Source organism: Clostridium sp. CX1 (genome assembly GCF_025398335.1).
Taxonomy (GTDB): domain Bacteria; phylum Bacillota; class Clostridia; order Clostridiales; family Clostridiaceae; genus Clostridium_AM; species Clostridium_AM tanneri.
Window position 1 is genome coordinate 41,867 of sequence record NZ_JAODOO010000014.1, and the last position, 18,808, is coordinate 60,674.

Sequence of the window (18,808 nt, forward strand, 5' to 3'; positions counted from 1 at the left end):
GTCTGACCCCATAGCAGTAACTGGAAGTTACTGCTTGCTAAACTACAATAGTTCTACATAAGTTGGGTGGTACCGCGTACCTTTGTGGGAGCGAAGCGAGCACTTGCTATTAAGCCATCTTTGACTATATCTCTAAAAATAGTAACTGGATTTAATAAAGGGCCTTTATTATCACTATAAGTAGTATTAAAGCCATCTACTTTAATTGAGATAGTAACGCTGACATTTATTTTATCAGATTTATCCTGTAAATTTTCAATCAGTTATAGTAGTTCCTTTATATTTTCAATATTAGTTTTAGGGGTAGGAGAATTCGGGTACTTAAATAATTTTAGAACCTGATTAACGTATTTTTTTGTAAATCCTTTTTTAGGGGAAAGGTGCCTGCCACCAGAGATTTCCGGCTAATGATGATGCTTGCAAAGGAGGTGTTCTTAATACTTATTCTTTAAAAAGTATAGTAGAAAATCAAAATTATCAGCTAAAATTGATAGTTTAAATAGTAAAAATACAAAATGATAATGCTTACAGCACCCTCTAGGAGGTTTTTTTGCGTGCAATTTTTTCCGGAAAGCTTGAGCTAATAGTAAACTCCATTTAGAATTGGTAAAAATCTCATATAAAAACAATAAGGAAGTCATAAAATCTTAGGTATTTATCCAATAAATTGAAGAAACTGGTAAATGATAAAATTTATGCTTCAGCTATGCTTAGCTATATAAATTCTTGTAAATTAAAACTCAAAAATTGTAAATTATAGATAAAGATTTTAGGTTTCAACCTTAGCAAATAAAAAATGAAACATCTAGATAGGGAGAAAAAGATGCTATTTAAAAATTTACCGGAAAATTTTTTTACGCCGTTATCCTGTAAGAATAAAAATATATATTGGGATTGTATTTATATATTATATTCTATCATGAATAGCCGCCTGTCTTTCGGGGTAGAGAGAGAACTAGTGATAGATGAACTTCAGGACTATTTTGATAGCTATGCTTCTGATATTGTGGAGGATAACATAACTGTGGCGGGCAGCAGAGACAAGGCTAATCTGTTTATAAGGAAGCTTATTGATTATGGATGGCTCACCAATGAGACTACCTACAGCCATGTACAGCTTATTCATTTTAACGATTATGCTGTAGAGATTGTAAAGACATTGGATAGAATAGTAAATAATACTAAGTTAGAGTATCAAGGGTATATTTACACCATTTATACTCTTATACATTCAAGTAGTGAAAGCAAGGGTATTTTATTGAACCAGATATTTGAGAATACCGATAAGCTAATAACAGGACTTAAGACTTTAAATTCCAATATTAAAAAATATATTGATGAGCTTACTAAGTATTCTACGGTGGTGGAAATTATGGATATTCTCTTCAATGATTACCGGGCAAATATTATCGATAAAGCTTATCACCGACTGAAAACTTCCGATAATGTTTCTAAGTTCAGACCAGAGATAGTGGAGGCTTTGGAGGCTTATATGAAGGATGAGGAATTTATAAAAATTGCTGCAAAGGAAATCAGCGAAATAAAGGAGTTATCAAGTGAAGATAGTAAGGAAAGAGTTAGGGATATTCTGAGAGAATTGGTGGATGCTTTTCATAATATAGATTTTATTATAGAAGAAATTGATAACAAGAATTCCCAGTATCAGAGATCAGCTATAAACAGAGCTAAGTTTTTGCTTTCAAACAGTGAGGATTTATCTGGTCAAATAAAAGATATACTTCTTTATATGTCTGAGGAGATTGCTGGTTGTGATATAAGTCTTAACACCATTTATTCCTTGGACTATGTAGAAAATTTATTTAAAATCTACAGTCAAGGCTTTGTAGATGAGGCTTCCTTTTATGCACCTGTCGAAGGAAAGAAGGATTTCAAGCCTGAGGCACTTGTTGATATCACTGTTGACTCCAGAAGGCGAAAACAGAAGCTAGACAACATGAAGAACAAATTAAAGGACTCCATGAACCCTGGGAACATTGAAAAATATGTGGCAGAGATCCTTGACAGCAAAGAAGTAATACTAGCTTCAGCTATGCCTCTTAATAATATTGAAGATTTCATAAAGATCATTTACGTAAGGCTTTATGGACAGAGGAAACGGGTGTCCTACAGGATTGTTAACAAGGATGAGGTTAATATAAAGGGATATAAATTCAGAGATTTTGAAATTTGGAGGCTAAAGGATTAATAATCCTTTGGTGCATATAAGGAATACAGGAGGGGTGAATTTGGAGTTTTTAAATAAGTTATCTGCAAGGGAGATGGAAGAATTTAAAAAGATAAGCAATAAGCTACTTAGTGCATGTTTTCTTTGTAAGAAGAATGAGGCAAGTAAAAATGATTACTATTCCATTCTTAGGCATAAGGATGAGTTTAACAGCTACTTCAAAATTTTAGGTTTTCAGGTGGAAATCAATGAGGAATATGGTGTTGTTCAGCTGGTAAATACCCTGAATTTTAACAGAATTCAGCTAAAACTTTTTGATTCCATAATACTTTTGCTTTTAAGAGTACTTTTTGATGAAAAAATCAGGGAATTGTCCCTGGCTAATGATGTAGTAGTGACAGTTGGTGAAATACAAGAGAAGTTTATGGCGTTAAAAATAAGAGATAAGCTTATTGATAAAACTACCTTAAACAACTCGCTAAAGCTGTTTAAAAGGTTTAATATAATAAACAATTTGGATAAGGATCTTACAAATGAAGATTCTAGAATTATAATATATCATTCTATTTTAATGGCTTTGAGAGTAGATGATATCAAGGCGGTTTATGACAAGATAAACATCTATAAGAAAGGTGGTGAAGCCGATGAAGAAATTGAAGAGGATGAGGTTGATTAATTGGCATCGTTTTTTGAATGAAACTATTGAAATAAACAATTCTGTTCTGCTGTCAGGTGAAAATGGAGCTGGTAAATCAACTATTCTTGATGCTATTCAACTTGTGCTTACTTGCTCCAAGAATAATTTTAACAAGGCTGCCAACGAGAACGGTAAAAGAACCCTGGCAGGCTATGTAAGGTGTAAAACTGGTAAGGAGAGCAAACCTTATGAGAGAGAAGGCCAGGTTACAGCTCATATTGCTTTGGAGTTTTATGAGGAAGAAAAGAATAAAACCTTCCTTGTAGGTGCAGTAATAGACTCTGCATCAGAAACCAAGGAGAAGACAGTATGGTATAGAATAGAAAATCAAGGTATAGAGGACGACTTGTTTTTACAGGGCAATAAGCCGAAGAATATCGATATATTTAGAAATACAAACAAGAAGGCACAGATTTTCAATCAAACAGATGCAAAGAAGGATTTTAAAAATCGCTTTGGACGTCTTGAAGATAAGTTTTTTGAACTTATACCTAAAGCACTGGCTTTTAAACCTATTGATGATATTAAAGATTTTGTCTATTCCTACGTTTTGGATAAGAAGGAAGTTAATATTGAAGTCTTGAAGGAAAATGTTAGAAGTTATCAGGAACTGGAGAAGATGCTGAGTATCATAAAAGTTAAGATACAAAAGCTGGAGGCTATTAGTGAAAGTTATGATAAGATAGTGAGTTTTAAAGAAAGAGAAAAAGTTTATGACTACATTATTAAAAGAGCTGATGCGGAGATTTCAAAAGAGAATATTTCAAGGTTTGAATTTAATATCAAAAAACTCAACGATGAAATAGATGCACTGGAAGCCCAGAGAAATAATATACAGAACGAAATTTATGACAAAAATGATACAAGAGATAAGCTGGAATATGAATTGCTGCACAATGAAGAATATTTGGCTATAAAGGATTTGGAGAGTAAGATCAATGCTCTTGAGCCTCAGGTTAAGGAACTTGAAGGGAAGAAAAACAGCCTTCTTCTAGCCGTAAAGGAATCCATTAAAAATACGGAAGCTTTAATGGCAAAGGAAGAAGATTTTCCAGCTGCCATTAGCTATCTTCATGGGGCAAGGCAACTTGTTCAAAATTTTGCAATTTCCTCTGTCAGCGGCATAATTGATGAATTTATAAAGGATAAGCGAGAAAGGGCTGAGGAAGTTTCAAAGAAGGTTTATAAGTCGGAAGCTGAGAAGGATGACTTTGAAACAAGGCTTTCACAGGTGAATAAAAAAATAGCTGAACTGGAGAAGAAGAAGCTTCAGTATAAACCAGAAATCACAATGCTTTTGGAGGAAATAAAGAAAACCTTTAAAAAGGCAGGAAAAGGCAGCGAACCAATGATTTTATGCGAGCTTTTGAGGGTAACGTATGAAGGTTGGAAGAATGCTGTAGAAGGTTATTTAAATACACAGAGGTTTTATATTATAGTGGAGCCAGAGGATTTTGATCTGGCGTTAAATGTATATGAGAACCTTAGAAAAAATAGAGGATTGCATTCTGCAGGCTTGATAAACACAGGTAAGCTAGATGGATATGACAACTGCGGTAATAATACCTTGGCTGCTGTTGTAACCTCTCAGAGTATATGGGCAAAGCGGTTTGCTAATATGATACTTGGAAAGGTTGTTCTTTGCGAAAAAGTTGAAGAGTTAAAGCTTTATCAATGCTCTATTACTCCCGGTTGCATGCTTTATCAAAATCATGTTGCTAGGGCAATAGATCCAAAGGTATATAAAACTCCTTACATTGGAGAAGATGCCTATAAAATTCAGCTGAAGCAGGCTCTGGAGGAAAAAAGTGTTTTAGAGGAGCAGAGAAAAGCTATAATAGATAGCTTGAAGAAGCTTAACAAATATAAGGAACTCTTGGGAAGAGACAAAGAAACAGATATAAAATATAATATAGAAGTTTTGCCAAGGCTTAATGCTAATAAGGAACAGCTGGAAAGTCTGAAAAGAAAAAAATCTGAACTTGAAAAAAACAATAACTTTTTTCAAAAGCAGATGGCTATTGAGGAGTTAAAGAGGGAAATAGAAAAGCTTGAAAAGAAAAAAGAAGATATTATAGGCAAAAAAGGATCCAATGATAATCAAATAAAAAATGAAATTAAGGCAAAGGAGCAGGAAGAGGAAAGACTGGGAAGGCAAGCAGAAGAGCTTAACAATTCGGAAAAGACTCTTGGGGAAAAACTTGAAAAAGAACAAAAGGAGTATGAGGGGATTCTTGCCTCGAAAAAACCTGTGAGAAAGATAAAAGAGGATTATGAAGGAACGAAGAAGAGAACAGAAACCTTGCGTAGTACACAGGAAGATTCCTTAAGAGACATGCAGTATAAATACAAATCTGAGCATGACTTTGGTGCGGAGGCCACCTATGAAGGTGCAAGACTATTTATTGAGGAGTTAAATAAGCTGAAGGGCTCGGAACTTTTGTCCTATGAAGAAAAGGTATTTGAGGCTAAAAAAGGAGCTGAACTTGAATTCAAGGAGCAATTTTTGTCAAAGCTTCAGGAGAATATAAAAAAGGCTCAGGGAGAATTTAAGCAGCTAAACAAGGCACTTAAGTATATCAAATTCGGAAGTGAGTCCTACGAGTTTAAATATTCGGAAAGCAAGCGCTTCAGTAAATATTACAAAATGATTATGGATGATTTTAATATTGTAGAGGGCTACTCTCTTTTGAGCGGGCAGTTCAATGACAGGCATAAGGAAGTAATTGAGGAACTTTTTGAAAAACTTACTTTGGACGAGGAGAACAGTTCAAAAACCCTGGAGGAATTTACGGATTACAGAACCTATATGGATTATGATATACATATAGGTCATGGTGACGGCACAGAATCCTTTTACTCAAAGGTTGCCAGAGAGAAAAGCGGAGGGGAGACTCAGACACCTTTCTATGTAACTATAGCTGCTTCTTTTGTCCAGCTTTACAGTCAAGGCATTGGTACTGAGAGTATAGGGCTGATTCTTTTTGATGAAGCCTTTGACAAGATGGATGACGAGAGAACCACTGGTGTGCTGGAATTTTTGAATAACCTGCCGCTGCAGATGATAATAGCGGCGCCGCCAGAAAAGATTCAATATATAGGTCCTCAGGTTGACAGTACTCTCCTTGCTTTGAAAGAAGATAATATAAGTTATGTAGAGGTATATTCTTATGAAAAGATATGATGAGTTTTTAATTAACAGGCTTTTGGACTCCTATGAAGGCAGCGCACTATACACTGAAAGCAATAAAAATAATCAAAGGATTTTCTTTACTTTTAACAAGAAGAACATTCCAGATTATTTTGATGAAGAATCCACTATTTATGAGGATATAAATCAGATGACAATGGACCTGCAGTACAAAGAATTGATAGAGATTATCTGGAAAAATCGACGGGAAGGTCACATTATAGAAAGAGTTGTTCTAAATACTAATAAGCTTGATGAAGCATATAAATACGTTAAGAGAAAGCAAAAGAAATCTTTGGAGAACAAGGTACTTGACCTACTTCGTAATTTTCCTTCCCAAGATGAGACTGTGGCTGAATTTATATTATCAATGACGGAAAGAATACTAGAGAACAAATCTGTGAAAAAATATTTTGATCTAAATGATTTAAAGTATGTAGAGGAGCTTCTTCTTGCTGTTCAAGCTGTTACCTGCAATAAGGAAGAAATATATTTAAGAGAACTATCGATGAAAGTTTTTAAGAATTCCAAAACCTTGGAGGTTATGGAAGGCAAAATAAAAAATATAATCCTGGGGTTTCATCCTAATAATGAATATCTATTGGAAGTTGAAGATTTGCTTGGTGAATTCAATATACTCAAGAATCCATCCTATGTAATGTTCAAGGGAAGCGGAACAATCAAATTTAAGAACAGCACCATTGATTTAAGTGATTTTGAAAACGGAATGGGTATAAGCAGTAAGGATTTGGAAACTTTGCAATTTGAAAGCTGCCATCAGGTTAAAAGGCTTATAACTATCGAAAATTTAACAACTTTTAATAGGTTCAAGGATGAGGAAGCCATAATTATATATCTAGGTGGATATCACAATGAGAGCAGAAGAAAACTGCTTACGAAGCTTTATGATGCATACCCTAACATTGAGTATTACCATTGGGGCGATATTGATTGTGGAGGTTTTAGGATTTATAGGCATCTTAGGGAAAGGACTGGAGTACCATTTAAACCTATGAATATGGGAGCGGATGTACTGAAAAAATACAAAAGTTACACAAAACCACTTACTGAAGCAGATAGAAAAATTTTATTAAATATGGCAGAAGACATTGATTTTGATGTGTTTGGTGACTCAATAGAAATGATGCTGAAAGATGGAAGAAAGCTAGAGCAGGAAATTGTAGGGTATGATTTATAAAAAGCGGTAAACATCTACGGGAGAGGGGTCTAACCCCATGGCCGCTATAACAAGTAGTGGAGGTAAGCTTTAACTTTTCTCCATTTTTTACTGTTAAAAATAATTCATGTGTTGCAAAATGATAGTATAAATTAAAATTATATATCAAGTCGGAAATTAGTGTATTTATAAAATAAATCTTACAAGCAGGTGAAATCATCGAAGGCAGATCAGGCGGATGGATAGAGGTTAGTGGAGAAGATATACTAGGTAAAAAGTTAGTGGATAAATCAATTTTTAGGCATGGTACAACATTGCCCAAAGATGAAATATACAAATATTTTAGTGCTGTTAACAGTGAGTATCTGCAAAGACGAGAAAATGAAGCTATGGTTTTTAGTTTTGATATGTTTTTAAAAACAATAGCAACAAGTAACAATGGAATTAGGAGTGCTTCAATTAAAATGTCTCCAGATTATAAAAATATAATTACTTTAGATTTTATAGTTGAATTCTATCGTGATATTGTAAAAGAGCCCAAATCAATATATATAAATAAACTACAGTCATTTTCTGAGGATGATTTTTATCAGAATCAGATGTTTAAGGAATACTTCCATTTAATAGAAAATGATGGGCAAATTGATAAAGCAATAGAAAAATATTTTTCTTTTATTCGTTTGCATTTAGATTATAAGGTTGTTAATAACGAAGATAATAATTCAAAAAAGCCAAAATTGGCAATGCCTTATGAAATTTTTGTGCCACTAGATGGAGATGAAAATCAGTTGTACAAGTATTTATTAGTTAATAAATATATTTCGTCAAGCGAAAAATATGTGTTAGAATATATGGAAGTCAATAGAACATATTCAAGTAATTACCAATACTTAATTGGTAAATTAGATGTTTCAAAAGCTAAATTTTATGATATAAACGAAAATGAAACTACTGATTTGCCAAAGAAAAAGTGTAAAGTTTTTTTCAGTAATGAATTAAATCAAATTTTTTTGCTTAATGAATTTAGTAATACTATAAATATACTCAAAGAACTAATTGAGATAAAAAATACGTCCATACTGATAAGAAATTTCCTTTGTAGCAAGCTCGATGTGAACATCTCGCTATGGGGTCTGACCCCATAGCAGTAACTGGAAGTTACTGCTTGCTATATTCATCAGTGAATGAAAAAGGAATTATAAGAGCTATTAAAGAAATGGAGGACTTTTTAGGTGCAATAACGGGAATTGGTTTCCTTGCAAATAGAATATTTGAAATTAATATTCTATTATGTGTTCAGAATAAAGACAGAGAAGATGTGCTAAACAAAAGTGTAAGGTCATTAGAGAGTACCGATGTGAATATTGATAATTTAGTTTACGGTATATCGGGCTTTATAAATATAGGGCAGTTAAGAGTAAAAAATTTAAAAATTGATAGATTTTTTTAGTAATGAAGGATTACCTAAAAAACAAATTAGAATAGCAAGTGTTTAAATATATAAGCACTTGCTGTAGCAAGCTAGATGTGAACATCTAGCTATGGGGTCAGACCCTATGGAAGCAACTGGAAGTTACTGCTTGTTGAAGACTCAGAGAACGATGAGAGAAGAACTATATTGAAGTTAATGTATAAAATTATGTGGAAAGAACTACTAAATAATACAAAAAGATAATATTTATATTTTAAGCAAGATTAACAGAGCAACAAGCCTGAAATTTTAATCATAATACAGATACTAACTATATTCACTAAAGGTAAATTTAGTTAATAATAGGAAGAATGGTTTATATGCAATAAATCACAATAAAATTGACAAAATATTGTAATTTGTTGGAGTTATGTGTATAATAATATATATAAATTATTAATTAAAATTAAGATAAATATATTGAGAATATTAATCATGTTACAAATAAAGTATGGATATGTAGCAATGTAGATAGCATAGGTGATTAATTAGGGTTCTAAATATTTATATAAATCCATTATTTAAAAAATTCAATATTTAGGGGGGACAGTATGTCAAGAAGAACAATATTATTTAATGGAGTATCTGGTTCAGGAAAGAGCACGATAATTAAAACATTAACCGCACCATCATATAGAGATACTTTAACTACGATTTCACCTGCTAATTATCGAAAAGGAACCACGTCTACAAGTGTAAAATACACTTTTGGGGCATTTCATATCCTAAATATAGCAGGAGTTGTTATTAATGATTTTGTTGATGAGTGGACTGAGCACAGTAAGAAGAGAAAAGAAGAATGCACTACAAAAGATCAGCCATATAATGAAAATAAAGAGAGAACAACATTTTTTACTAAGATAAATAATGAATTTAATAATGCACATTATATTCATGGTGCAATGATTGATTTTGATAATGGCGCTTCAAGAAATCAACTTGAAAACATTATCAAATCAATGAAGATTAGTGATGTATTGACTCTAATAAATAAAAGTAAGATTGATGAGTATCTTTTTTGTATAGAAATTAATGTACCTATCTCAAGTGATTTGACAAGTGTGCTTCAAAACCATAACCTTGATCAATTGAGTATAATAGATACAAAAGGTTTGGGACAAGATGATAGATCAAGACACCTTGATTTCTCTAGTATTGATGGAATGATATTCATTAATGATGGTAGTAGGCTTACGGATATTTACCAAAGTGAAATTAAAGAGGATTTTGAAAGTTGCTTAAAAAGTACACCTATATTAATTGCGTTAAGACATTCTTTTGATTTGCCCTTTGAAAGTTTATCTGGTTTTAATAATTCATTATTGGCAACTGAAAATGTTACACATTATATACAATGTCTTGAGAGGTATTGCTCCAACGTCAATAATAATACATATAATGAAATTAAGGAAATTTTACAAAAGTGTGGATTATATAACAATGGATTTGTTAGAAAAATTGTAGACAAGTATGCCTTTAATGCACTTCCACAAGACTACTCAAAAGATAACTCAATGCAAGGTGTATATGCAAGGAAAACAGAGGATTTTTATGTTGCGGCTGTTTTAAGGATGATTGATAGGTGTTTACTGGCTATTGATGAATATATGAATGTATATACTCAAGCAAGTGCAGTACTGAAAATGCAAGGCCAAATCATAAACTCTTGGTTTACAGATGTATCCAAGTATGGATGCGATATGGTAAGACAAATAGATAGTGAAGGTAGATTGAATGCAAAGATTTTAAGGGCGTATCCTGATCAACTAGGTAGATATGGTTGGTTAAGGTATGCATTATCAAATGATAGTTATGAAAAAAAGAGATTAAGAATAACACTTTTCAATATTGTAGATATGGCTATAGATTATAGTTTGGCTAATCTAGTAGATAACAAAATTATAACGGAAGATATAGCTGAAATTTTATCTGTATATTTTTCTATTGAATTAAAAACTAAGAGTTCATGGGTTAGTATGGGATATTATAGGTTGGGAATAAACATAGATAGCTTGCGAGATGCAGTGGATTATCTTGTTGATAAAGAAAAACAGAAAAACTATCAACGCTTTGGGTGGTATTACAAAGCTATAGATAAAATAAATCAAAAAAATCGTTGTGCCGCATCAACAATTTTTGAGCTTTATCTAGGGCTGTTTAGTTCTTTAAATTTAGTTACATTTAATCCAAGTGTTTTAGATGAGGCGATGGTAGTACCCAGGCCTTAATAAAAGCTTATTTGAATTGTTACTATACTGACTAAATTTATTATTACATGGAATTTATTCCAAGAAAATAAATTCGATTTTATTTGCCGCTGATACGACGACAAAATACCGACGACTATAATAAGTCAACAATAATTTGATGAAACTAAACGTCATCAGCACAACTCGAAATCAGGCGTGCAAATAATATATATACTTAATAGTGGATTTCAACTACTGCGCTTCACCTCCACCATACATAAACTATAATTTTGATACAATAGAAAGTCCTTGATTTTGAACCGCTCCCTGTCAAGTGGACAGTTTAAAAATTAAAAGATTTATGGCTTAAATATCTCCAATCAGAAGTTGTTGGAGATATTTTTATGCTACTTTTTCCTGTAAGAACTTTCTGTACTCTACTGGTGTCATGCAGTTAAGACGTTTCTGATAACGAAGATTATTATAATAATCTATATATTGATTGATAGATTCAACCAGTTCTTCATAAGTATTAAACTTCTTAAGATAATACATTTCTGATTTTAGCATTCCCCAAAATGCTTCCATTGGACCATTATCAATGCACCGACCTACTCTGGACATGCTTTGTTTCATTCCAGCCTTATCTAACTTCTTGCGAAATGATTTTGACGTATATTGGTAACCGCGGTCACTGTGAAATAGCGGTTTGGCATCTGGATAGTTCTCATGAGCAATATCAAATGTATCAAAAACAAGATTATTGTTGTTAAAATGACTTACAACAAAAGAAACTATACCCTTATCAGAAAGATCAAGTATTGCACTTAGATAAGCTTTTCCTGAAATTCCGTATTTGAACTCCGTTACATCTGTAAGCCATTTCTCTCCAAACTTACCGGAAGTAAATTCTCTATTTAAAACATTTTTCGCTGTAACCTCTGGCGTAGATTTTATATAATTTTTTCGTGCTTTGCGACATACAGATTTAAGATGCAAAATTCTCATTAATCGCAGTATTCGTTTTTCATTCACACGGAATTTATTTTCACGATTTAACTTAATCGTCATTTGGCGATAGCCTAGAATACCATTTGCTCCTTCATAATTATTCTTAATTAAATCGCATAGATGTTGATTAAACACTTCGTTTTTTCCTGGTATCCTTTTTAGCCATTTATAGTAAGCTGAACGAGATATCCCTGCAATTACACAAAGCTCCATGATAGAACATTTCTTTTTATCAAGAATTTCCTTAATTGCAAAATATACGGTCTCATTCTGTATCTGTCCTAATATCGCCTCCTTTTGATCTCTTCGAGTTTTTTTAACAGTTCATTCTCCAGTTCTATCTTTCGATTTTCTGCACGAAGCATTCGGTTTTCCAATTGCAACTTTTCTAAATCAGACATATCAGCTTCTGATTTTGCTTTACCTCTACGATCCTGTAATGCTCCAATTCCTTTTTCCTGATATTTTTTTATCCATGAATATACTTGCTGATATGATACTTCGTATTTTAGTGCTGTTTCAGCATAATTATTATGATGTTCAATACAGTATTCAACAATAGCTATTCGTTCTTCATAAGTAGTTTTTCTCCCTTTATTATTAACCATATTCACAACTCCTTTAGGTTTTGAATCAGTGAGTTCCATATGGTTATTATACTGCTTAACCCATTGAAGTACAGTAGAAGCAGCATGAATTTTAAATCTTATAGAAATATCTTTATATGAGCCTTCTCCGTTGAGATATGCTGCTACAACTCTCTTCTTAAATCCGGCAGAATAGTTGAGATTAGCACAGTTCATCTCAAATACCCCTTCTCCAAAGGCTTGATATTTATTTACCCACTTTCGAATAGATGATTCATCAACTTTATATTTGCGTCCAATTTTGATATATGATGTTCCACCGGTCAGGTATTCTTTGACAATCATTATTTTCTCTTCAGGTGTAAATTTATTCTTAGACATGAAAATACTCCTCCTATGATAACAGTTTTACTATTTCAACTGTCTACCATAAGGGGAGCATATCATTTCAGGGGCTTTTGTTGTTTTTGAGTGAAAATGTAAGGTTAAATTACAGCATATAGATATAGATATAGCTATTGAAATAAAATAAATACATACCCATAATAGGTTTATATTAAGAGGGGTGCATTTTTAGCTTGGAGTATGCACTTTTTAGCGATGTGAAGGGATTGAAAAATATGCTATCTAGTACGCAAGAAAAATGAAATATAAGGTAGCTTAATCTTAGAAGTAGGATAATGTAAGAAACAAGGTTATTATTGTAAGATTTAACATTAGCTTCACTTTGCAGAGATGTTGTTTTTATACTATTAAGAAGTATCATGTTTAAAAATTAATATTACTACAGATAATAATGCATAGATAGGAGGATATCTATGCATTATTATTTAACACGCGGTGATGAGAAAAATATAAAGAGTTCAATATTAACGCCAATAAACAAACATATAGGATTGGAAGATATTAATGAAGAAATTTATGGATGGGCCATATCAAGAGGTGCCGGTAAAAACAAACAAAAGAATGAAAGATATTCAAAAGAGATGAGAGATGGGGATAAAATAATAATATGGCCTAAAGGGGAGAGTAAAAGGATATATTCAGGAACAATAGTAGATACAATAATTGGAATAGATATACCGAAAAAAATTTGGGGAGAAAGAACAGATTCGAAGTATGATTGTGCTATTTTTATTAAGGGAGTTAAAGAAACGACTATTGATAAAAAAGATTTGATAGAAAGATTAGGTTATAAAGGTGCGCCACAGGGAATTGGAGAGTTGAAGGGCCAGAAGGTAGAAGCAATAAAGGATGTATTAAAGTATACAATAGAAGATAGATTAAAGGAAAATGATATAGATGAAGGAAAAAGTGCATTAATAGAAAAAAATTTAGTGGGTAAATATTGGAACGATGATAAAAATGAGGAGATAAAATGTAGTTGGAGCACTAATTTAAACAATCAAAGCAGTATGGACGATAAGAAAATAACAAAATCTAAAAAAAGTCATAGAATAAAGAATCAAAGTTCTAGAAGCGTAAAAATAATAGGACTTACAGGAGAAAAAAAAGCCAATGAATTTATTTGCGATAATAAAGAAGAAGTACTAGCAAAGCTGGGGATTAGATATCAAGACATAAATGATGTAAAAGTTAATTGGTTTAATACTAATATTGAAATAGAAAATGTTGAAAAAGAATCTGATAAATCAGTAGGAAAGGGTTATGATATAGAAATACTAGTGGATGGTAAGATAGTTAAGTTTGAAGTAAAGAGTAGTTATGAAGGAGATGTAAATGAAATAGTTTTAACAAGAAATGAACTTATCGAAATGAAGGCCAGCAATTTAAATAATAATGAGTTTTATTACATATTATTGGTCAGCAATTTGAAGGTTAATCCACGAATTACTATAGTTAAAAATTTTTCGAAAGAATTTTCAGAAGACTATTTATCGATATCCAGTAAGCATGTCGTATATATCAATAAAATTAGCTCAAAATATATAGTTTAAAAGTAATAACAAAATTAAACTCCTAATATGCTTTAATAATAGTAATTATTAGGAGTTTTAAATTTGATAAGAAAAATAACTGATTCACCGATAAATTGGTATGGAGGCAAAGGTGGTAATACTCAAAGAAAACTTTTAAATAGGATATTAGATTTGATTGACAGTAGCAAAGCTAAAAGATTTGTTGATGTATTTGGAGGAAGTGGAATTGTAAGTATTAATACTAATATTGGAGAAAGAGTATTTAATGACAAAAACTTATATTTAACACATTTCTTTAGAGTTTTAAAAGATGAAAACTTAAGGAATGAGTTTCAGAAAAAAATAACTCTTACTTTATATAGTGAAATTGAATTTGATGAAGCAAAAAAGAGGTTTTTAGAACAAAAAGCATTAAGAGAAGAATTAGAACAATCAAATATAGATGTAGATGAAATAGTGGATTTTTATATTGCTACTATGCAAAGTAGGGAGGCTACTGGAGCAATGGATGCTAAACAAACTTGGAAATGTAAGGGTAATAATAGAAGAGGAATGGCTATGGCAGTAAGTAGTTGGCTTAAAAATATAGATGAGAATTTGCCAGATGTAGTAGAAAAGTTAAGGGAGATAGAAGTAACAAATCAAGATGTATTTGCCTGCTTAGAAAGATGGGATTATGAGGAAGTCATCTTTTACTTAGATCCTCCATACGATATTAATACAAGAAAAGCAAAAAAAGCTTATGGAGATTTTGAATTGAGCAAAGAGGAACATGTAAAAATAGTTGAAAAGTTATTAGTAATTAAAGGACAAGTAATTGTAAGTGGTTATGATAGTGATATTTATAATAAACTAGTTAATTATGGGTGGAATAAAGAGGAAGTATATTTGAAAACATCTACAACTGTTAAAGGTAATAACAATGGAAACCGTAAAGAAATAATTTGGTATAAAGTTAAAAATAGAATATAAAAGTAAACTGTCAACATTGCTTGATATATTAGACCAGTAACTATAAATGTTTTATATACTATATTTAACGCATACTATAAGATGAAAATAACTAAGTAATCTGTATTTTTGTTTGCCAATATTTCAAATAAAAGGTTTTAAAGGATATTTTCCATATATAATTATTAATGCTTGGATTCAATTTATGTCAAAAGTAATAAAAATGCGGGTAGTAATTCTGATGAATGATTTATTTAAAATAGCAATATGTTTCCTAGCACGAGCCACGTTGAGACAGTTGTTAAGCTAGTAAAGAAATAGGCTGATATCAAAGGCTTTGAAGGATTTTATGTAAATATTGAAGTGTGTTTTATGTTCCCTCAGACTTAGGTTTGAGGGAATTTTTGCGTTAGGGGGATGTACAATTACGCAGAAACAAGGATATTTGCGTTAAAGTATAGGTTTTCCGTAATTATATATGTTGGTATATGAAAAGTTAAGGAAATACCGTGTAAGCACTTGATAAAGGGAAGAGCAAATATAACTATAAATTGCATATTGATAGAAAGAATTCATGTTCAAATAGTAGTAAGGTTAAAAAATAAATTCAGTTAATATAATGAAAATTAGGAATTTTTGTGCAAAGTTTTGTGTGTTAGCAAAATGCATAGTAAGGAAATAATGAAAGTGTTATAATTAATATGTATAATAAAGGGAATATATTTAATAAAGATTGCTAAGGTTACCTCCGTATTTTGTTACTAGAATAAATTCAACATAATTCTAAATATGCGAGAGTATGAGGTTACTGGTATTTGATATTTATAGAGATATCAATCTTTATTCTGAGTGATTGGCTAAAAGTTAGGTTGGCATATAGTATTTCATTATAATTTAAAAGTGGCTTTGAATTACTATTTACTTTAAGATAAAAATTTTACGTATGCTTGGAAAGTGGGATGTAAATGAAGTTTATAGATTTATTTTCAGGAATCGGAGGTTTTAGAATTGGTTTTGAAAAAGAAGGATTTGAATGCGTATTTTCATCAGAAATAGATGAAGAATGCAGGAAGGTATATGAAGCTAACTATGGCCATATTCCTTCTGGAGATATAAGAAATATTAATGTAAATGATATTCTGGAATTTGATATCTTATTGGCTTCCTTTGCTTGTGAAACTGTAACACCAATTGATTTTTGGGGAATTAAAAATATAGATGATAGAGTGATGGAAAAATTATTTGATATTATAAGCTTGAAAAGTCCTAAAATAGTGATTATAGAAAATACAGGAGCGTTAGGTATCTTTGATAACAACAAAATGATTAAGTCGATTTTAGAAAAGTTAAATGCAATAGACTATTATGTTGAATGGAAAGTTTTGAATGCAAGAGATTTTAAGTCTGCCGAAAATATAGAAAGATTATTCATAGTTGCTAAGAATAAGCACTATTATAAAGATACATTTAAATTAAATTTTCTGCAAGATATTCACTATAAAGCATGCTTAAGGGGATTTTTGGATAAAGGGTCAAATTTTAAGTATATTGATACGAAAGAATATGTTTTATTTGATGAAGAAATAAAATATGAATCTGGAGAAATATGCAAAGGGATTATGAAAAAATATCAAATTTGGGATAGCAAAGGGAAAATTTATTCTATTGATGGTATTTATCCATATATTTCATATAGGATGATAGATGGATATATATATATTCCGGAAGAGAATAGAGTAAGAGAATTAACCATTGATGAAATTTACAGAATTAAGGGATTTTCAGATAGCTTTAAAAAGAGTGAAAAACTTGGTGAAGCATATAATCAGATTATACAAGTGACGTGTATTCCTATAGCACAAGCTATTGCACGGAAGCTAAAAATAGAAGATGGGATTGAGGGGATTAAAATGGATTGTAATTATGATAGGAAAAATAAAAAATCAATAGAAGAATATGCACGAAGATTACTTAATAGCAGCTTAAATAAATTACATCTTGATACGGAAAATGGAAGGTTCAACAATGAAAAATCTAAAGGAAAATTTGGACAAACTATAGAAGAAGAGTACTTCGGATATAAAGTTAATAGTAGGCAAGAAGCTGACTTTGATGAAGTAGGAGTAGAGTTAAAAGTTTGTCCGCTTAGGACTATAAAACCAAAACCTACTTCCGATAGTTTAAGAGAAAAAATGGGATATTCAGCGAAGGAAAGAATAGTGCTTAGTATTATTGACTATTTTAAATTAAATGATGAAACCTGGGACAAGAATTCATTAATGAAGAAGTGTAAAGAGCTTCTTTTGATGTTTTATATGCATGAAAAAGATGTTGCTAAAGAAGATTTAATATTTAGGATTATCAGTTTATGGACTCCATCAGAGCAAGATTTAAATATTATTAAAAATGATTGGAATACAATTTCTACGAAAGTTAAGAATGGTAAAGCGCATGAAATTTCCGAAGGGGATACAATGTATTTGGGTGCGTGCACTAAAGGAAGTACTGCAGAAAAAAGCATGAGGAATCAACCTAATTCAAATCTTTTAGCACAACAGAGAGCTTTTTCATATAAGAGGTCATATGTAGATTATATAATAGAAGAATTACTGAGAAAAGAACTGTATAGACAATTTAAGCCAGCTAAGGTTTTAAGTAATAAAGATATGCTTTTTGATAAAAAAATTTATAATGTTTTTAATGTAATTTTAAATAAAAACCTTGAAGAAATTATAAATATGTATTCAATTAAGAGAGAGAGAAAAGCTAAGAATTTTATAAGACTTGTAATAGATGATGTTTGTAAAGTAGTTTTTGGAGATAAGCTTGATAACTTTGAAGAATTTAAAAAAGCTAACATTGAAATTAAGACCATTTTATTAAAACCTAATGGTATGCCAAAAGAATCTATGTCTTTTGAGCAAATAAATTATTGTGAAATAGTAAATGAAGACTGGGAAACATCAACTATAAAAGATAAGTTTGAAAATAAGAAACATTTATGGATAATATTTAAGAGCAAAATTAATTTTGAAAAGCAATCAGAGTTAAATTTAGATAATATCGTACTTTGTAAAGTTATGTTTTGGAACATGCCTATATTAGATTTAAATAATAGCATGTACAAGGTATGGGTTGACACCACAAATAAAATTAAAAATGGTGATTATAATAACTTTATAAAAATTAGTGATGGGGAAATTGCACACATAAGACCTAAGGGACAAGACGTAAATGACTTAGCACTTACACCACAAGGTACTATGGAAAGAAAAAAATGTTTTTGGTTGAATGCTAAGTATGTAAAAGAGCAAATTGAGAAAGAAATTTAGCCTGCTTTTTTATAATATAATAGTGAATTATGAATAAAAATTCTTTGAGAAATTTAATTTTTTTCAAATCGATCTTTC

12 protein-coding genes are annotated in these 18,808 nt (G+C 31.2%); 10 read left to right on the plus strand and 2 right to left on the minus strand.

Annotated elements, in window-relative coordinates:
- The first annotated feature begins 796 nt into the window (after positions 1-796).
- The 7 genes from N4T77_RS14890 (at position 797) to N4T77_RS14920 (ending at position 10,948) form a co-directional block, all read left to right on the plus strand.
- Positions 797-2,206: a Wadjet anti-phage system protein JetA family protein gene (locus N4T77_RS14890; RefSeq protein WP_261672622.1), complete on the plus strand. Its 1,410-nt coding sequence runs from the start codon at positions 797-799 to the stop codon at positions 2,204-2,206.
- A gap of 40 nt (positions 2,207-2,246) precedes the next feature.
- A complete protein-coding gene (locus N4T77_RS14895) occupies positions 2,247-2,861 on the plus strand; it encodes a DUF4194 domain-containing protein (protein WP_396125140.1) in 615 nt (204 codons plus the stop codon).
- Positions 2,830-6,066, plus strand: a complete 3,237-nt coding sequence (locus N4T77_RS14900; RefSeq protein WP_261672624.1) for an ATP-binding protein — start codon at positions 2,830-2,832, stop codon at positions 6,064-6,066. Before N4T77_RS14895 ends, N4T77_RS14900 begins: the two co-directional genes overlap by 32 nt.
- Positions 6,053-7,270 carry a DUF2220 domain-containing protein gene (locus tag N4T77_RS14905; RefSeq protein WP_261672625.1) on the plus strand — a complete coding sequence of 406 codons (1,218 nt, stop codon included), beginning with the start codon at positions 6,053-6,055 and terminating at the stop codon, positions 7,268-7,270. The genes N4T77_RS14900 and N4T77_RS14905 overlap by 14 nt, the downstream gene beginning before the upstream one ends.
- Positions 7,271-7,530: 260 nt before the next feature.
- Positions 7,531-8,394 (plus strand): hypothetical protein, encoded by an 864-nt coding sequence (locus N4T77_RS14910; RefSeq protein WP_261672626.1) that lies wholly within the window; start codon positions 7,531-7,533, stop codon positions 8,392-8,394.
- A 35-nt stretch (positions 8,395-8,429) separates the two neighbouring features.
- Positions 8,430-8,699 (plus strand): hypothetical protein, encoded by a 270-nt coding sequence (locus tag N4T77_RS14915; RefSeq protein ID WP_261672627.1) that lies wholly within the window; start codon positions 8,430-8,432, stop codon positions 8,697-8,699.
- Between the two features lie 572 nt (positions 8,700-9,271).
- Positions 9,272-10,948: a hypothetical protein gene (locus N4T77_RS14920; protein ID WP_261672628.1), complete on the plus strand. Its 1,677-nt coding sequence runs from the start codon at positions 9,272-9,274 to the stop codon at positions 10,946-10,948.
- 363 nt (positions 10,949-11,311) lie between these two features.
- Here the strand turns inward: N4T77_RS14920 and N4T77_RS14925 are convergent, their stop codons facing one another.
- On the minus strand, positions 11,312-12,208 hold the full coding sequence (locus N4T77_RS14925; RefSeq protein WP_315903176.1) for an IS3 family transposase: 897 nt from the start codon (positions 12,206-12,208) through the stop codon (positions 11,312-11,314).
- Positions 12,202-12,888, minus strand: coding sequence for a helix-turn-helix domain-containing protein (locus tag N4T77_RS14930; protein WP_261672629.1), 687 nt, complete (start codon positions 12,886-12,888; stop codon positions 12,202-12,204). The genes N4T77_RS14925 and N4T77_RS14930 overlap by 7 nt, the downstream gene beginning before the upstream one ends.
- A gap of 437 nt (positions 12,889-13,325) precedes the next feature.
- On the opposite strand from N4T77_RS14930, the gene N4T77_RS14935 reads away from it, so the two are divergent.
- From N4T77_RS14935 to N4T77_RS14945, 3 genes are all read left to right on the plus strand, one after another.
- Complete coding sequence (locus N4T77_RS14935) at positions 13,326-14,465, plus strand: DUF3883 domain-containing protein (protein ID WP_261672630.1); 1,140 nt, start codon at positions 13,326-13,328, stop codon at positions 14,463-14,465.
- Positions 14,466-14,528: 63 nt separating this feature from the next.
- On the plus strand, positions 14,529-15,419 hold the full coding sequence (locus tag N4T77_RS14940) for a DNA adenine methylase (RefSeq protein WP_261672631.1): 891 nt from the start codon (positions 14,529-14,531) through the stop codon (positions 15,417-15,419).
- Positions 15,420-16,363: 944 nt separating this feature from the next.
- Positions 16,364-18,730 (plus strand): Sau3AI family type II restriction endonuclease, encoded by a 2,367-nt coding sequence (locus N4T77_RS14945; RefSeq protein WP_261672632.1) that lies wholly within the window; start codon positions 16,364-16,366, stop codon positions 18,728-18,730.
- Positions 18,731-18,808 lie beyond the last annotated feature (78 nt).

Coding starts and splice junctions, on each gene's coding strand:
- N4T77_RS14935 (WP_261672630.1), top strand. CDS start 13,326: ATGCATTATTATTTAACACGCGGTGATGAGAAAAATATAAAGAGTTCA.
- N4T77_RS14945 (WP_261672632.1), top strand. CDS start 16,364: ATGAAGTTTATAGATTTATTTTCAGGAATCGGAGGTTTTAGAATTGGT.
- N4T77_RS14920 (WP_261672628.1), top strand. CDS start 9,272: ATGTCAAGAAGAACAATATTATTTAATGGAGTATCTGGTTCAGGAAAG.
- N4T77_RS14905 (WP_261672625.1), top strand. CDS start 6,053: ATGAAAAGATATGATGAGTTTTTAATTAACAGGCTTTTGGACTCCTAT.
- N4T77_RS14930 (WP_261672629.1), bottom strand. CDS start 12,888: ATGTCTAAGAATAAATTTACACCTGAAGAGAAAATAATGATTGTCAAA.
- N4T77_RS14890 (WP_261672622.1), top strand. CDS start 797: ATGAAACATCTAGATAGGGAGAAAAAGATGCTATTTAAAAATTTACCG.
- N4T77_RS14900 (WP_261672624.1), top strand. CDS start 2,830: ATGAAGAAATTGAAGAGGATGAGGTTGATTAATTGGCATCGTTTTTTG.